Origin of the sequence: Desulfitobacterium chlororespirans DSM 11544 (assembly GCF_900143285.1) — a bacterium.
Lineage (GTDB): Bacteria > Bacillota > Desulfitobacteriia > Desulfitobacteriales > Desulfitobacteriaceae > Desulfitobacterium > Desulfitobacterium chlororespirans.
In genome coordinates, this window is sequence record NZ_FRDN01000019.1 from 40055 (window position 1) to 54000 (window position 13946).

General features: G+C 45.0%; 14 protein-coding genes. 1 reads left to right on the plus strand and 13 read right to left on the minus strand.

What is annotated here, in order from left to right:
- Positions 1-5 precede the first annotated feature (5 nt).
- The 4 genes from BUA14_RS24310 to ytvI form a co-directional block, all read right to left on the minus strand.
- Positions 6-758 carry an ABC transporter permease gene (locus BUA14_RS24310; protein ID WP_072774950.1) on the minus strand — a complete coding sequence of 251 codons (753 nt, stop codon included), beginning with the start codon at positions 756-758 and terminating at the stop codon, positions 6-8.
- Entirely contained in the window at positions 727-1470 is a 744-nt protein-coding gene (locus BUA14_RS24315) for an ABC transporter ATP-binding protein (RefSeq protein WP_072774951.1), read from the minus strand. The genes BUA14_RS24310 and BUA14_RS24315 overlap by 32 nt, the downstream gene beginning before the upstream one ends.
- 136 nt (positions 1471-1606) lie before the next feature.
- Entirely contained in the window at positions 1607-2854 is a 1248-nt protein-coding gene (locus BUA14_RS24320) for a hypothetical protein (RefSeq protein WP_072774952.1), read from the minus strand.
- A 155-nt stretch (positions 2855-3009) separates the two neighbouring features.
- Positions 3010-4074: a sporulation integral membrane protein YtvI gene (gene ytvI, locus BUA14_RS24325; protein WP_072774953.1), complete on the minus strand. Its 1065-nt coding sequence runs from the start codon at positions 4072-4074 to the stop codon at positions 3010-3012.
- A 170-nt stretch (positions 4075-4244) separates the two neighbouring features.
- Here ytvI and BUA14_RS24330 point away from each other — a divergent pair, with 170 nt between their 5' ends.
- Entirely contained in the window at positions 4245-5567 is a 1323-nt protein-coding gene (locus tag BUA14_RS24330) for a radical SAM protein (RefSeq protein WP_072774954.1), read from the plus strand.
- 8 nt (positions 5568-5575) lie between these two features.
- Here BUA14_RS24330 and BUA14_RS24335 read toward each other — a convergent pair whose 3' ends face one another.
- The 9 genes from BUA14_RS24335 to BUA14_RS24365 form a co-directional block, all read right to left on the minus strand.
- A complete protein-coding gene (locus BUA14_RS24335; protein WP_072774955.1) occupies positions 5576-5923 on the minus strand; it encodes a hypothetical protein in 348 nt (115 codons plus the stop codon).
- On the minus strand, positions 5916-6059 hold the full coding sequence (locus BUA14_RS28630) for a helix-turn-helix domain-containing protein (RefSeq protein WP_143153506.1): 144 nt from the start codon (positions 6057-6059) through the stop codon (positions 5916-5918). The genes BUA14_RS24335 and BUA14_RS28630 overlap by 8 nt, the downstream gene beginning before the upstream one ends.
- Positions 6060-6226: 167 nt before the next feature.
- Entirely contained in the window at positions 6227-6934 is a 708-nt protein-coding gene (locus tag BUA14_RS24340) for a TorD/DmsD family molecular chaperone (RefSeq protein ID WP_072774956.1), read from the minus strand.
- A gap of 263 nt (positions 6935-7197) precedes the next feature.
- Positions 7198-8535, minus strand: coding sequence for a DEAD/DEAH box helicase (locus tag BUA14_RS24345; RefSeq protein WP_072774957.1), 1338 nt, complete (start codon positions 8533-8535; stop codon positions 7198-7200).
- A gap of 255 nt (positions 8536-8790) precedes the next feature.
- Positions 8791-10989: a DNA helicase RecQ gene (recQ, locus tag BUA14_RS24350; protein WP_072774958.1), complete on the minus strand. Its 2199-nt coding sequence runs from the start codon at positions 10987-10989 to the stop codon at positions 8791-8793.
- Between the two features lies 1 nt (position 10990).
- Positions 10991-11641, minus strand: coding sequence for a cobalamin B12-binding domain-containing protein (locus BUA14_RS24355; RefSeq protein WP_011459878.1), 651 nt, complete (start codon positions 11639-11641; stop codon positions 10991-10993).
- On the minus strand, positions 11634-12413 hold the full coding sequence (locus BUA14_RS24360) for a GntR family transcriptional regulator (protein ID WP_072774959.1): 780 nt from the start codon (positions 12411-12413) through the stop codon (positions 11634-11636). The genes BUA14_RS24355 and BUA14_RS24360 overlap by 8 nt, the downstream gene beginning before the upstream one ends.
- Positions 12414-12519: 106 nt before the next feature.
- Positions 12520-12690 (minus strand): hypothetical protein, encoded by a 171-nt coding sequence (locus BUA14_RS28205; protein WP_178371800.1) that lies wholly within the window; start codon positions 12688-12690, stop codon positions 12520-12522.
- 40 nt (positions 12691-12730) lie between these two features.
- Positions 12731-13924, minus strand: coding sequence for a uroporphyrinogen decarboxylase family protein (locus tag BUA14_RS24365; protein ID WP_072774960.1), 1194 nt, complete (start codon positions 13922-13924; stop codon positions 12731-12733).
- Positions 13925-13946: the final 22 nt, after the last annotated feature.

The window sequence follows — 13946 nt, forward strand, 5'->3', positions numbered from 1 at the left end:
TCACCTTAAAATTCTTTTTTATCAAAAAGATAGTAGGCTCCTGTGAAAAACAGCAGAGCATATCCCAGCATTAAGAGGAATTGCCGTACTATCTTCATCAGGGGAAACGAGTTGGCCAACCAAAGATTATACCAATCAAAATAGGATGTCAGAAGAATTCCGGAATATTGAGAAAAAAGCATACCCAAGCCTTTAAAAAGAATGAAGGCTAGAATCGATACGAAAAAAACCGAAATACCGCTTTTCAATACATTAGCCAGGAAAACGATGCCTAAGGCCAGCACAAATAAAGGAATAAAGCTTACTGTGTAGGAAAGCGCGCTTTGCCATACCCCTTTCAGACTCATCGTACCGCCGTCAAATAAAAGCCCTGCCAGTAAAGAAAAGATCAACAACAAACCCAGATTGGTTAAGATAAAGATACCGATAGCCGACACTTTCGCTGAAAACAGCTTAAAACGGCTCACAGGCCTTGTCAAGGTTATGCGCATGGTATTTTGAGCAAACTCCCCTGAGAAGCTGTCAATGGCTACCAAGGCCGCAAAGAGAGGCAGAAGAGTATTAACGGCTACCGACAGGACCAGCATAGAAAAATCCGCGCTGCCCGCTCCGCGAATACCAAACCCTAAGCGAACCCCCAAAACCAAAAGCTGCCCCACAACAATCACCAGCAAAGAAAGAATGACCGCCACCATAACCTTCTTTTTCTTGCGTAATTTCTCAAGTTCATTGATTAATGCTGCTTGAAACACGGCCATTGCGCTCTACCTCACTCACAAAATAATTCTCCAGGGTAGCATAATTCTTAAGAATGTCTTCAGTGGTCTGGACATTGAGAAGCATCCCGTTATAAATAACGCCAATCTTGTTACAGGTTAATTCCACATCGTGAATTAGATGACTGGAGATAAAAAAAGTGGTCCGCTCCTGTTCTGCCAAATATAAAATCAACTTGCGGATATCGATCATGCCTTCGACATCAAGACCGTTTAAAGGCTCATCAAGAATAACCACTTTAGGCCGGGACAGAATGGCCGCCGAAAGTCCCAGGCGTTGTTTCATACCCAGAGAGAACCGTTTCGGCTTCTCATTTTTATAGCGGAGCATTCCCGTCAATTCCAGGACTTCTTCGATTCGTTGCCCATCCACATCCGGATAAAACCGGGCCAGTTGTCTGAGATTATCGTAAGCGCTGAGATAGGGATAGGTCTCCGGTATTTCAATGATACAGCCCACGTGAGCCATGGCTTTTTCATACTCTTCCAGGATACTGTGACCAAATATCTTAACATCACCCCGATCCGGAGCGATCAATCCTGTCATAATTTTCATTGCCGTGCTCTTCCCTGCGCCATTGGGACCAAGAAAACCGAAGATCTCACCTTTATAAATATCCAGACTGAGATCGTTAATACCACGACCGTTCTTATAAAGTTTCGTGAGATTTTGAATCTCAATGACTTTTTCCATGTGCTAACCTCCAAATGAAGCCCCTAAAGGAGCTGCCGGAGTCCCACTCCGGCAGCTCAAGCTATTTTGCTCTAATTATCACTGAACTAATCCGCCCTAAAACCCCCGCCTCTACAGGCGGGTGCCTAAGTCTCGTTCAATCCAAAACCGGATTAAAGGTTGAGTCATACATCAGGTTCATATTCGAATAATCGTTATTGATATAGAAGTTTATTTTACCCATATAGTTATCAAGGTAAATATGCCCTTCCCTGTTACTTCCCTCTCCGGCGGAGCCTTCAAAGCTTGCGTCACGCATATCTTCACTTAAGAACTTCGCGTTAAAGGTGAAGTCTTCGCTCTTATTGACTGAGCTTACGTAGTCCGCTTTATATACTTCCTGGTAGCGGCCGGTGATGCCGTTTTGATCAATATTGGTGATCTCCAGGATTCTCTCCCCGGCTTTCACCAGTCGTCCGTCTTTTTCCGTAATGATATCATTCTTAAAGGTCCCCACAAATTTCTGAGGATTGCTCATCACATTGCGATCCCTAATGATATCTTTGACCACTTCCTGGCCGGTGAGATCCGGTTTCGTGACAACGGTAGTATTGATATCTTTAATAGTGCCCAAAACTTCAACAGTCAACTCATGAACCTGGCCGTCCGCGTCTTTACCGGTTATGGTTGCCTGAGCCAGCAGATTCTGCAACGCTCCTGTTTCATCAATGCTGGCGGAGCCTGTCACTTCCTTCACGGCGATATCTTTTGTCATCCGTGGCCAGCCATTCTCCATTCTGGAATCATGAAACTGTTGTTTGATTGCAAAGGAGGAGACGGCATTGATCAAAGTAGGAATCTGCATTTCCGAAAGAGATCCTGACAATTCCTTCGACCCGTCGGGATTTTCCTTGACAATCACATGGTCTTTCAGGCTTCCCACAACGGCATCGATAATCCGCTCCACATCTTCAAACTCGTCTTCGGCAAAAGGATTATCAAAGGCCTGAAAATTCCGGCCCTCCGGATATTCCCCCACATAGATCTTGTCTCCATCCATACCCTTGCGGATCATGGTGTTATTGTCATTATAATAGCTATAGTTGGATACCTGGCCTTGGAAATTCTCAGAGGTAGTGGTACTTTCTGTAGCATTCTTGACCCGATCGATTTTCTGCACCGAACTTTCGGATTCCAGAACTTTCCCATTGGCTTTAAGTACTGCGGTCATTTCCATAGTATAATTGTCATACTGGCCACTGGCCTTTTCCGCAGTCATCTTTATACCATCCTTGAGTTGATCATAACCGCTTTTGCTGACGATATCAGCAAAGGCTGTGGTGGCAAACAGCAAAGCACCTATGGTAAAACCAGCGATGATTGCTGTTTTCTTTTTTAATTTCACATTGATTCCTCCTTTTACTTTGTGGAAGCTTCCCTTAGCTTTATTCTAACCTTCGTGTCTTGACTTTTCGTAAACAGATTCTAAATAAAGTATAAACTAACTATTAGCATTAATAAACTTGCTCAATCATAAAAGCAAAGCCGGAGTAAATCCGGCTAAATGCTGAAGCGATATTGGATTACTTTTGCTCTGACTAAGGCTTTATAGAAGATGATCAGCAGCGGGGCCAGGAAGACACCCAAGACTCCCATGACCTTAAAGCCGACCCAAATAGAAATCAACGTTGATAAAGGACCCAGACCAATTCTTTCCCCGAGAATTTTCGGTTCAATAATCTTGCGCAATACTGTGATCACGATAAAGAGAAGAATCAGGCCAAGGCCGCTGAAAATATCCCCCAGGGTAATTAAAACGATTCCCCAGGGAACGAGAACGGAGCCTGTGCCGAGAATGGGTAAAATATCGACAATCACAATCAAAAGCGCCAATACCAGGGCATAGCGCATGTCTAAGATCAAGAGTCCCCCGAGACTCACAATGTAGGTAAAGGTACTCAACACCACCTGAGCCTTTAAAAAGCCAATGGTTGCGTTGCGTAAATCGGAAAGGACGACAATTGCCTTAGGCTTCGACTCCTTTTTAAAATAAGAAAAAAAGTGTGCAGTTATATGATTCAAATTCAAATTAATCATATAAAGGGCAATGAAGAAGATCAGGAAAGTAATGAAAAAGAGGGGTATGGACGCCGTAATGGAGATGGTTTGGGCCCCCCAGGTGGACAGCAGATTGATACTGGATAATTGGTTGGCAAAGCCGGTAATGGTTTGATTGATCTGTGCCACCATCTCAGGGGGCAACACCATGATCAATTCATTGATGCGCTGATTAGCATCATTAAACCAAAACTGGATATTAGGAATATTGCGTTGGATGAACTTGATTAATTCATAAGCCTCACTTGTGATCTTGGTAATCAAGAAATAAGCCAGCAGCAGGAATCCGCCCAGAAACACAAAATAGGAAATATTAGCGGCAATAGGCCGGTTGATCTTCGGCCATTTCATGAGCCATTGATTGAAAGGCTCCAAAAGCAGAGCAAACACCAGAGCAAAGATAAAGGGAGCAAAATGAGGCAAAGCATAATAAGCAACCAGGGGGACCAAAATAAAGGCTATGATAACAAGCAGCGTCACCGCTACTTTCTTGGCAAATTCTTTCATGTAAGGCACTCTCTCCTATCTGCGAAAAATGTACTTATCACTCATTTTAGGGTATATGTCCACCTTTTGCAATGAAATAACAAGAAGGTTATAATGTGTTAATATAGTGTTAATAATACAATCTCTGCTCACCTTAAACTAAGGACTTTTTTCGTAAAAAGGAGTTATGTATGATCATCGAAACGACTAAGCAAAACCTTTCCCAAATCAGAAACCCGGATTTCTCCCAGTATGCTCAGATTTATGCCCGGGTCTATGATCATTTTATTGAGCAAATCAAGCAAACGGGCATGGCCCTGGATGAAAATCTTGAAAAAGAGACCGCCGCTAAACTGGAAAAAATCAAGCAACTGCAAGGAGTTTTCCGAAACTCTGATAAAAGCATCGTCAACACCTGGATTTCCTCAGCCTGTGAAGCCTGTCAAAAAGGTGTCGGAACAGTGACTATGTATGTCTCCCTGATGTGTCACCGTAACTGTTACTTTTGTTTTAATCCTAATCAGGAAGATTACGAGCATTTTACGCATAACAAAAGGGATCTGGTAAGTGAACTCTCTCAACATCTCAAACACGGCCCTAAACTGACCCATCTGGCCTTGACAGGTGGAGAACCCCTGCTGCATAAAAAAGAGATGCTGGATTTTTTCCGTCTGGCTAAGGAAAATTCCCCCAAAACCCATACCCGTCTCTATACCTCCGGAGATTTCCTCGACCGGGAAATACTTCAGGACCTCAAAGACGCCGGTCTCCGTGAAATTCGTTTCAGCATTAAAATGGAAGACCCTGAACGCCTCAAGCAGGAAGTCTATGAGAGGATTGCTTTAAGCAAGGAATATATCCCCGATGTTATGGTAGAAATGCCTGTTTTGCCGGGAAGCTTTGCCGAAATGAGGGAAGTCCTCCTTGAACTTGACCGCATCGGCATCTCCGGCATTAATCTCTTGGAGTTTTGTTTTCCCTTTAACAATGCCGATGAGTTTATAAAACGGGGCTATAAGGTAAAAAACCCTCCCTTTAAAGTCCTTTACGACTATTGGTATGCCGGCGGGCTGCCCATCTCCCGCAGCGAACTGGAATGCCTGGATTTAATGGCCTTCGCCCTGGAAGAAAAGCTGGAGCTGGGCGTCCACTACTGTTCTTTAGAGAATAAACAAACCGGACAAATCTATCAGCAAAATTACGGACAAAAAGTGTCCTCTCTTATGTTCTTTTCCCCAAGAGACTATTTCTTTAAATCGGCAAAAGTCTTCGGCGAAGATATTTCTAAAGTCAAGAAAATATTCAAAAAGAAAAACGTGACCCAATATCAATTCAATGCCGACTATAATTATCTGGAATTCCACGTCAGTCAGATCAAGCTCCTCAAGGACCTTGGTATTGAAATCGGCATCTCCTCAAATGTCATGGAAGTCCGGGAAGATGGCAAGTATCTGCGGGAGTTGAAAATCGATAGGACTTATCCCAAAGACTTTGACTTGTCAAAGGATATCTGACTCCTCGCTCAATGTAAAAGAAAACTGTTTACCATTCCGACAACCAATAAACCGATTATGAACAGCGCACAGGCGGCACAAATAAACCCCGGAAAAAAGATGAGCATAAAATTCCGTATTTTGTGAGAGCTGTCTTTGATTGCATTGAATTTATAAACCGCCATACAAGCTAAGAGCATAGGAATTGCCCCAAAGGCGAGCCACATAAACGCTTGCTCTCTCCAAGTGAATGGGATCATCACGTCAGGGTTTATCATTTGGTTTGAACCGAGAAGCGCAACACAGCCAAGACTGATAGCGATTGCCACACCTATGCCATAAATAGTATTACTGATAATTCTTACAGGTTTATTCATCGCTTTCTACCTCTTTTCTATATTCCAAAATATCGCCCGGCGTCAACATTTTGAGTGCCTTGTCCTTGCCATTCTTGATTATAGACACTTTTGACATCGTAAATCCGACACGCTCGCCAAGCTCCGTGACACTCATTTTGCGTTTCTTTCATTATATTACATTATAATATGAGCCATTGGCATATTACTGAGGCAGACAGCAGTTTAAACTGTCTGCCTTTGCCATGTGCGCCACGTACAAAAGGGCTCTTTGAAATTTAATTTCAAGAGCCCTTTCTCGTCAACAGACCTGCGTAAATCAATTTAAACGACTTCTTCTGTATTAATAAATTCATAATCCCACATCAGAAACTCGTGAGCTAATAGAGCCATCCCCTGAAAATACTCTGTGCGCGCATTCTGGATCACGTTTAAAGTAAAGTCCAAACTCCACTTTAATAGATGTTCCTCTAAGAATCTTTGCTGCTCTTTGAACAAATAAAGTGCTTCCTTAACAATTCCTGTCCTTAAATAATAAGACTGACGACGTATTAACTCAGCCATAAATTCGAGCTCTACGCTGTAATGATCCTCCGGTTCCTTGTGTTTCAGTACATATGCCAAGCCATGGCGGCCATAGAACTTCCGCACCTTCAGGGTGGTAAGGTCAGCGGTTGCTCTTTCCTCAGTGCGGTAAACATACTCCCAAGGTGGAGCAAGCAGTTGGCAAGGATCAATAAACAGCTTATTATAATCTTGATTCAATTGTGCTACCCTGTCTTCCAGATTCCACTCATCAAGGGAAGCAAACCAGGCTCTTAACAGAGCGAGACCTTGTTGGAAGCCTTCTCTATTGATTTCCAATGGTAAAGACTCAAACAGCTTCTCTTCAATGATAGCTTTAAGCAATTCCACACTGGGCGGGCTAAAAAAGCCTAAGTTTATCGTTTGGTACATGTGCTCCCTGACTTCGGAAAAGTGAGATTCTGCAAAGGGTACCTTTATGGTTTCATCAATATCCATATCCACCATATTCTTTACACCTTCTCACCAGCTTTGATATTTCTCCTCTACCCGGCATTTGACAATAAAATTTCTACTTCTATGTTAAAATTTAGGGTAATTTCTTCTTATATTGTGTATCCTATCACGTTTTTCTTAATTATTTATAAAAACTTCTTAACGAAATATTAATATTCCCTTACTTTTTCCACTTTTACCACATGTTATCTGAGCCATACCTATAATTCCGCAAAAAAGGCCCCCTATGACTTCTCATAAGGAGCTTCTAAGAATTACTTATAAAGTTGAGATTTGGATTTGTGCGGCTTGGTCTTAGCCTTAGTCCCGGTCTTTGCCTTAGCTTTAGCTTCGGTCTTTGCCTTAGCCTTAGCCTCGATCTTTGTCTTACCTTTAGTCTCGGTCTTAGCCCCGACCCCGGCCTTTGTCCTGGTCTTAGTTTGCTGTCCCTTCTGTTCCTCCTCACCGAGCACTTTGCCGAAAGACAGTCTCCGCAAAGGGATTGATATTTTCAAGTTATTTTCGATCTTATGCAACAAAGGAAGTTCTCTTTGAGTTACCAGTGATACAGCCATCCCACTCTGTCCTGCTCGTCCGGTTCTACCCACCCGGTGCAAGTAAAGTTGAGGTTCCTCCGGAATATCGAGATTAAAGATATGGGTGATATTCTTAATGTCAAGACCTCTGGCCGCCAGATCAGAAGCCACTAATAGCTGTGTTTTCCCGGCGCGGAAATCTGCCATGGCTTGACGGCGGTTCTCTTTTTGAGAAGCTCCTGATATAGCCACCGCATCCAAACCATGATAGCTGAGCCTTTCCACCGTTTTCTCAATCTCTTCAGTTCTATTGATAAAGATCAAAGCCCGCCCAGGCTCCAGGTGCCGGACTAACTTACGCAGAAGCTCCAGTTTATCTCTCTGCTCACACATAAAGTGCTGATGAATAATCGTTGGCACAACCATAGCCTTCATCGTCATTCTCTGGACTGCAGGATCTTTAAGAAAGCCGGCAGCCTGCCCTATGGCATCCTGAGATAGGGTCGCCGAAAACAAAAGAATCTGGCTGTCCTTATAGGCCGTTTTCAATACAGCTTTGACTGTCTGGATATTTCTTTCATCAAGCAATTGATCAGCCTCATCGAGCACAATGGTCTTGAGAGATTGAGCCGATATCTTTCTTTTCTGGATAAGTTCCAGGATGCGGCCAGCGGAGCCTACAATAATATGGGGCTTCTCTTTCAGCTTCTCAATTTGCCGCGCGATGTTAACATTGCCAATTATGGCTGCCGAAGTGATCATTGCGGCCAAATGCCGGGATAAATCCTGGATTTGCCGCTGAACCTGCAAGGCCAGTTCATGAGTAGGAGTAAGAATCAATACCTGATTCTCTCGTTTATTGTGGTCGATCTTTTGCACAACAGGCAGGAGATAGGCTAAGGTCTTCCCCGACCCAGTTTCAGATTGACCTGCAACATCCCGGTTGCTGAGAATGAGTGGTATGGTGATCTTTTGGATCTCGGTAGGCTGAACTATCCCCTCTTTCGCGAGGGCTTCCACAAGCTCTGCCTGGATTCCTAATTCTATAAAGGACTCTGGTCTTTCCATATTATCCATATTCGTTATATCCTCTTCTTTTATTCATTAACCAGGCTTGCGCGAAGGCGCTGCCCATGATGGTAGTATTGTTCATTATAGCTTGTTTTATAGGAAAGTAGTAGTAAGGATGGCTTTAGGCCAGGGAATAGTCAACTTCGCGAAAGACGCGACAGAGAAAGGTTGGAAACAGGATGTTTCCAACCAGCCAATTCGCACCATGCTACAAAGACTGCTCAGCGGCGCAGATGTACCTTTCCAAGCCCTGATTCACGGCTAAGTGCCAAAATTCTTGGCAATCACCGATTTGATCGCCATCCAATCCACCTCGGCCGGCAAAGCGTCTTTGATTGGCCGCAGCTTTTCCATGCCTACTTGTTGAATCGCGGTTAAGATAAGCTGCTCCTGATCCTCAGGAATAAAGTCGCTCCAGGAGAGGGGCTGCCCTTCCTTGAAAGCGCGCAGAAGATGATCCTGCAGGGTGATCAGCTTATAGCTTCTGAGCTTGGCAATCTCCTCCAGGGATTTCCCTTCCTGATAGAGCCGATAGGTGATCAGATGACTGGGGATTTTACTCTCACTTTTGTTCTCACCTTTTTGAGGCTCTTTCCACCCTGCAGGTTCAGGCTGAGGCTCAGGAGCCCTCTCCAATGGGGGCTTTGCCGGGGTTCTGTCCATCGTCTCAGAGGGATTTATCCCCTGTTTCCGAAAGAACTCCTCAATCCCTTGGAGGAAAATATCCCCGTACTTTTCCAGCTTTTTCTCCCCTACCCCGCCCAGCCGCAGAAACTCTGCACGGTTGCGCGGGCAGGATTCGGCCATTTCTCTTAAGGTACTATCGGGAAAAATCATATAAGGCGGCAAACTTTCCTTGGCTGCCGCTTCCCGGCGCAAGCCTCTCAGGTAGTCAAATAAAGTGAGGCTCTCTTCTTCCTGAAGCTTTGCTTTGCGCAGAACCTTTTGCAATACTTGTTCATTCCCTTTCAGTACCGGTACCGCTTTCCTGCCGCATTTAACCACAGGATATTCACCTGTGGACAAGCGTAAATAATCTTCAGCAATGAGGTAGTTGATCTGATCTTTAACCTCTTGAATCGTGCGCTTACTCATCAATCCGTAAGTACTCAACTGATGGAAACGAAAGTCCATGATTTTCTTATTGCCGGACCCTTTGAGGACTTCCGCCACCAGGTTAACCCCGAAACGCTCCCCCATGCGCAGGACACAGGAGAGGATCTTCTGGGTATCCACCGTAATATCCACAACATCCCAGTCATCAGTGCAATTGCCGCAGTTCCCGCACTCCGCCGGGATCTCGGTTTCCCCGAAATACTCCAGGATTTCCTTGCGCAAACAACGGGCCGTATGACAATAGTCCGCCATGTCCTGAAGCTTTTTATGTTCATTGGCCTTACGCTCCGGGTTAAAGGTGTTATTATCGATCAAATACCGCTGCAGCACCACATCCTGTGGAGCAAAGAGCAGGATGCACTCAGCCGGTTCTCCGTCCCGTCCCGCTCGTCCCGCCTCCTGATAATAAGCCTCCATGTTTTTAGGCATGTTATAATGAATGACAAACCGCACATTGGATTTATCGATCCCCATACCAAAGGCATTGGTAGCCACCATAAGGGGGGTTTTGTCATACAGAAACGCTTCCTGTGATTTTTGCCGCTCCAGGTCGCTCATTCCGGCGTGATACTTGCCCACTAAAAGTCCTTTGCCCTTCAGATAGGTTTGCAGCTGATCCACTTCCTTGCGGGTTGCAGCGTAAATAATGCCCGACTCACTGCGATGCTGGAGACAATAGGTGGATATAAAGACCTTTTTATTTTCTCCCTTCAAGGTGGAAAACTTCAGGTTGGGGCGATCAAACCCCGTTACAAACACTTGAGGATTCTCAAGTGTTAATAGACTCACGATATCCTCTCTGACCTCTTGGGTCGCCGTAGCGGTAAAGGCCCCTATGATAGGTCGATGGGGAAGGGATTCCACAAAAGCGCCGATCTTTCTGTAACTGGGACGGAAATCATGTCCCCATTGGGAAACACAATGAGCCTCATCCACAGCCACAAAGGAGATGGTCAAGGATTCTAACAGGGTTAAGAAGCTCTCAGCCTCCAGGCGTTCCGGAGCAATATAAAGGAGCTTATATCTCCCCTGGCGGGCTTTGCTGATCCTCTCCCAGGCTTCCTGCATCGACAGAGAACTGTTAATAAAGGTGGCGGGAACACCTGCCTCATGAAGGGAATCCACTTGATCTTTCATCAGGGAGATCAGAGGTGAAATGACCAGGGTAACGCCATCAAAAAGCAGGGCCGGAATTTGGTAGGATAAAGATTTTCCGGCCCCTGTAGGCATAATCGCCACAGTATCTGAGGATTGGAGTAAACTATGAATCACCTTGTCTTGACCTTTGCGGAATTGAGAATACCCGAAATAGCGTTTAAGCAGACTAAGCGCTTGATTCATCATCTTAAGACGTCTCCTCCGGTATTGGCAATTCATCCTTGAGCATCTGACAGATCTCGAAGAGTTTGGTGATATCATTAGTGTAATAGTCCACCCCGGTGTAATCCTTGACAATTTCGTTGACCGGATATCCTCCCACAATGATTTTTACTTGATCGCGCAAACCCGACTCCACCAATAAATCCACAACCTTTTTTACCGCACTCACGCAAAAAGATAATAAAACACTGATCCCCAGAACTGGAGCTTTTGTTTGATTCACGGCCTGAACAAAAGTTTCCGGAGCTACATCCACCCCTAGATCGACGACTTTAAAGCCTGAAGACTTTAACATATAGTGGATAATGTTCTTGCCCAGATCGTGGATATCTCCCTCAATGGTGCCTAGGATAATGGTCATGCCATTGGAGGGAATATCGCTTGTAATCAGTGGTTCCAGAATCACCATGACCTCTTTTAATATTTCCTCAGACATAATGAGATCCGATAGGTAATACTCGCCATTGCAATAGCGTTTACCGACAACCTCCACTCCCTGCTGGCATAATTCAACCACTTTTAAGGGAGAGACCCCTTTGCTGAGATATTCCTTGACCAGGTTTATGGTTTTTTCTTCATCGAGATCGGCAAGGGCGTTAAGTAATTGGTCATCCAAGATTAATCCCTCCATGATTATCCTTTCTCAGCCACCCATCATAGCCCGTCAATTGATAGCGATCACCGCGATAGATGGATTTGCTCCATCCTACCGGTTTATTTTCCAGATCATATAGGGTTTCTTCAATCACAAAGACAGGGGCATTGACTCCAATTCCCAGTATTGCTGCTTCCTCGGCAGTAGTCACCGATACCTGCAATACTTTTTTGGTACTTACAGGCAAAACATCATTATTGGCCGTTACCAGCCCGGAAAGGGTCGGGTCTTTGAGATTGGACTCCAAAATCGGCTTGCTTTTCGAATAAATAGTATACTTTCTCTCATAAGCGAGACGTTCATCCTCAGCAGAGACTACCGTACGAAAATACAAGAGACGGGGTGTGCTGCTATCCAATTGAAAAATCCTCATCAATCTCTCATCAGCCCGAACGATATGAGCGCCCAATAAGGTGGTGCTCCGCTTTAGGCCAAAGTCTTTAATTTCTTGATTGAAATTATTCAACTCAAACACAACATTGTTCAACTTAGGCGGGGAGACAAACGTCCCCTTTCCTTGCTGAGCGTGAACCATGCCTGCCGTGATCAACTCTGCAATAGCCCGCCGAACGGTCATCCGGCTAATTTCAAAGCGATTGGCGATTTCTGTCTCCGTAGGCAGGGCTTCACCCGGTTTGAGCTCTCCGCGCAGGATTTGACTTTCGAGAAGTTTGGCCAGCTGATAATAGATAGGGATGACCGAATTTTTATCTATGAACTGTTCTTCATTCATATACGAACACCTTGCTTTAAATTCTGATATCGATCTCACTTGGAAAAAGAATGACTATTTGCTTAATCTATTCGGGATTAATTGACATAAACCCTTTTTTATGGACTCATCTTTGTACCCACCACCAAAGATAGAGATAGGCAAAGGCATCCAGCTGTTCCCACTGATCTTTGATGAGGGATTCATCCCCGGAGGGAGGACCATAATCCTTAAGGACCTGCTCCCAGGGGAGACAAGTGCCTGGCGAAATACTAGGAACCTTGTCCTCTTCTGACATACTAAGTCTCCTCTCTTTAGCACTATACCGGCATCACAGCTCATGTGTACACTCCATACTGGCGTGTGGTTTCTATCAAAGCGATGACATTTTCCACCTTCACATCCGTCTGCATAATCCCGGCTGTATCCATAATAAAGCCACCATCTGCCGCATAATCGTGCAGGAGACGCTTGACATAGTCACTGACCTGGGAGGGTGATCCGTAGGCCATCAAGGAATTAGGGACATTGCCGCTGATACAGAACTTATGGCCAAGCACCGCTTTAGCTTTAGCTATATCCGTCTGATCCGCATGAAAAACAATACTGGCTGCAGGCAGTTCGGCAATTCTTTCCAAATAGGGATTCCAGTTTCCTTCAGCGTAAAACATGGTTCGCTTGCCCTGGGCCCAAAGACCCTCGATTACTTTTTTTAGAGGGGGCCAATAAAAGGTATCCCACTCATGGGGGTTCAAGAAGGGGTAACTGCCCCGGTGCAGAGGCAGGAAAGCAGGCAGCAGGCGCTCTCCCTCTGAAGTCGCCAGGCCGTAATAGATATTATGAGGTACAAGTACCTCCAAAGCAGAGAGAATTTTTTCCGGGCGTTTCCTTAAATCCTTCATAATACCCTTCAGCCCCCGCAGGGTGTCTCCTAAGGTATCAAAGGGTGCCTTAACCATACCCGAGACCCCCAGAGGCATCCCATAATTCTGTGCCCAATGAGCGACTGCCTGTTTATTTTTTTCGTTCACCATCACCATTCCCGCCGCCCCTTTAATCAAGGCAAGATTGGCACGAAAGGACCCCGGTTCAGAAAATTCACTATGGATCCTGGGTAAAAAAGACTCCAAAATCCATTGAGTAGGATTGGCTATGAAGGCATCATAATCTTCGGGAACCATATATTCTTTTTCCACAAATTGAAACTGTTGATTGGGAGTAAGCTGACGACCAGCGAATTTTAAGTATTTGGCACCCACCGCATCATGCAGGGTTCCCCACCATAGGCTTGGGCCTCCCATGGTCACGTCCACATCAAAATCGGCGAGAATTCTGTCCGCCGCTTCAATATTTTTATCCAAATCATAGTAGACTTCCTGAAGCTCTAATCCCGCATATTTGGCCATGAACTCACTCAGTTGCAGACGAATAGGCACTTTATCGGGTTTTTTGCCTGCCATTGCTGTCAGATAACGAGTTAATCGTTCCTGATACAAAGATTCGCTGTTCTTAATGGTAGTTCCGCTTGCCATAGGCCCTCCTTTAAGAAAAGGC

Bases quoted from the DNA above. Each gene is read 5' to 3' on its own strand.
- BUA14_RS24310 (WP_072774950.1), bottom strand. From the start codon at position 758: ATGGCCGTGTTTCAAGCAGCATTAATCAATGAACTTGAGAAATTACGC.
- BUA14_RS24315 (WP_072774951.1), bottom strand. From the start codon at position 1,470: ATGGAAAAAGTCATTGAGATTCAAAATCTCACGAAACTTTATAAGAAC.
- ytvI (WP_072774953.1), bottom strand. From the start codon at position 4,074: ATGAAAGAATTTGCCAAGAAAGTAGCGGTGACGCTGCTTGTTATCATA.
- BUA14_RS24330 (WP_072774954.1), top strand. From the start codon at position 4,245: ATGATCATCGAAACGACTAAGCAAAACCTTTCCCAAATCAGAAACCCG.
- BUA14_RS24335 (WP_072774955.1), bottom strand. From the start codon at position 5,923: ATGAATAAACCTGTAAGAATTATCAGTAATACTATTTATGGCATAGGT.
- BUA14_RS28630 (WP_143153506.1), bottom strand. From the start codon at position 6,059: ATGAGTGTCACGGAGCTTGGCGAGCGTGTCGGATTTACGATGTCAAAA.
- BUA14_RS24340 (WP_072774956.1), bottom strand. From the start codon at position 6,934: ATGGTGGATATGGATATTGATGAAACCATAAAGGTACCCTTTGCAGAA.
- BUA14_RS24345 (WP_072774957.1), bottom strand. From the start codon at position 8,535: ATGGATAATATGGAAAGACCAGAGTCCTTTATAGAATTAGGAATCCAG.
- recQ (WP_072774958.1), bottom strand. From the start codon at position 10,989: ATGATGAATCAAGCGCTTAGTCTGCTTAAACGCTATTTCGGGTATTCT.
- BUA14_RS24360 (WP_072774959.1), bottom strand. From the start codon at position 12,413: ATGAATGAAGAACAGTTCATAGATAAAAATTCGGTCATCCCTATCTAT.
- BUA14_RS28205 (WP_178371800.1), bottom strand. From the start codon at position 12,690: ATGTCAGAAGAGGACAAGGTTCCTAGTATTTCGCCAGGCACTTGTCTC.
- BUA14_RS24365 (WP_072774960.1), bottom strand. From the start codon at position 13,924: ATGGCAAGCGGAACTACCATTAAGAACAGCGAATCTTTGTATCAGGAA.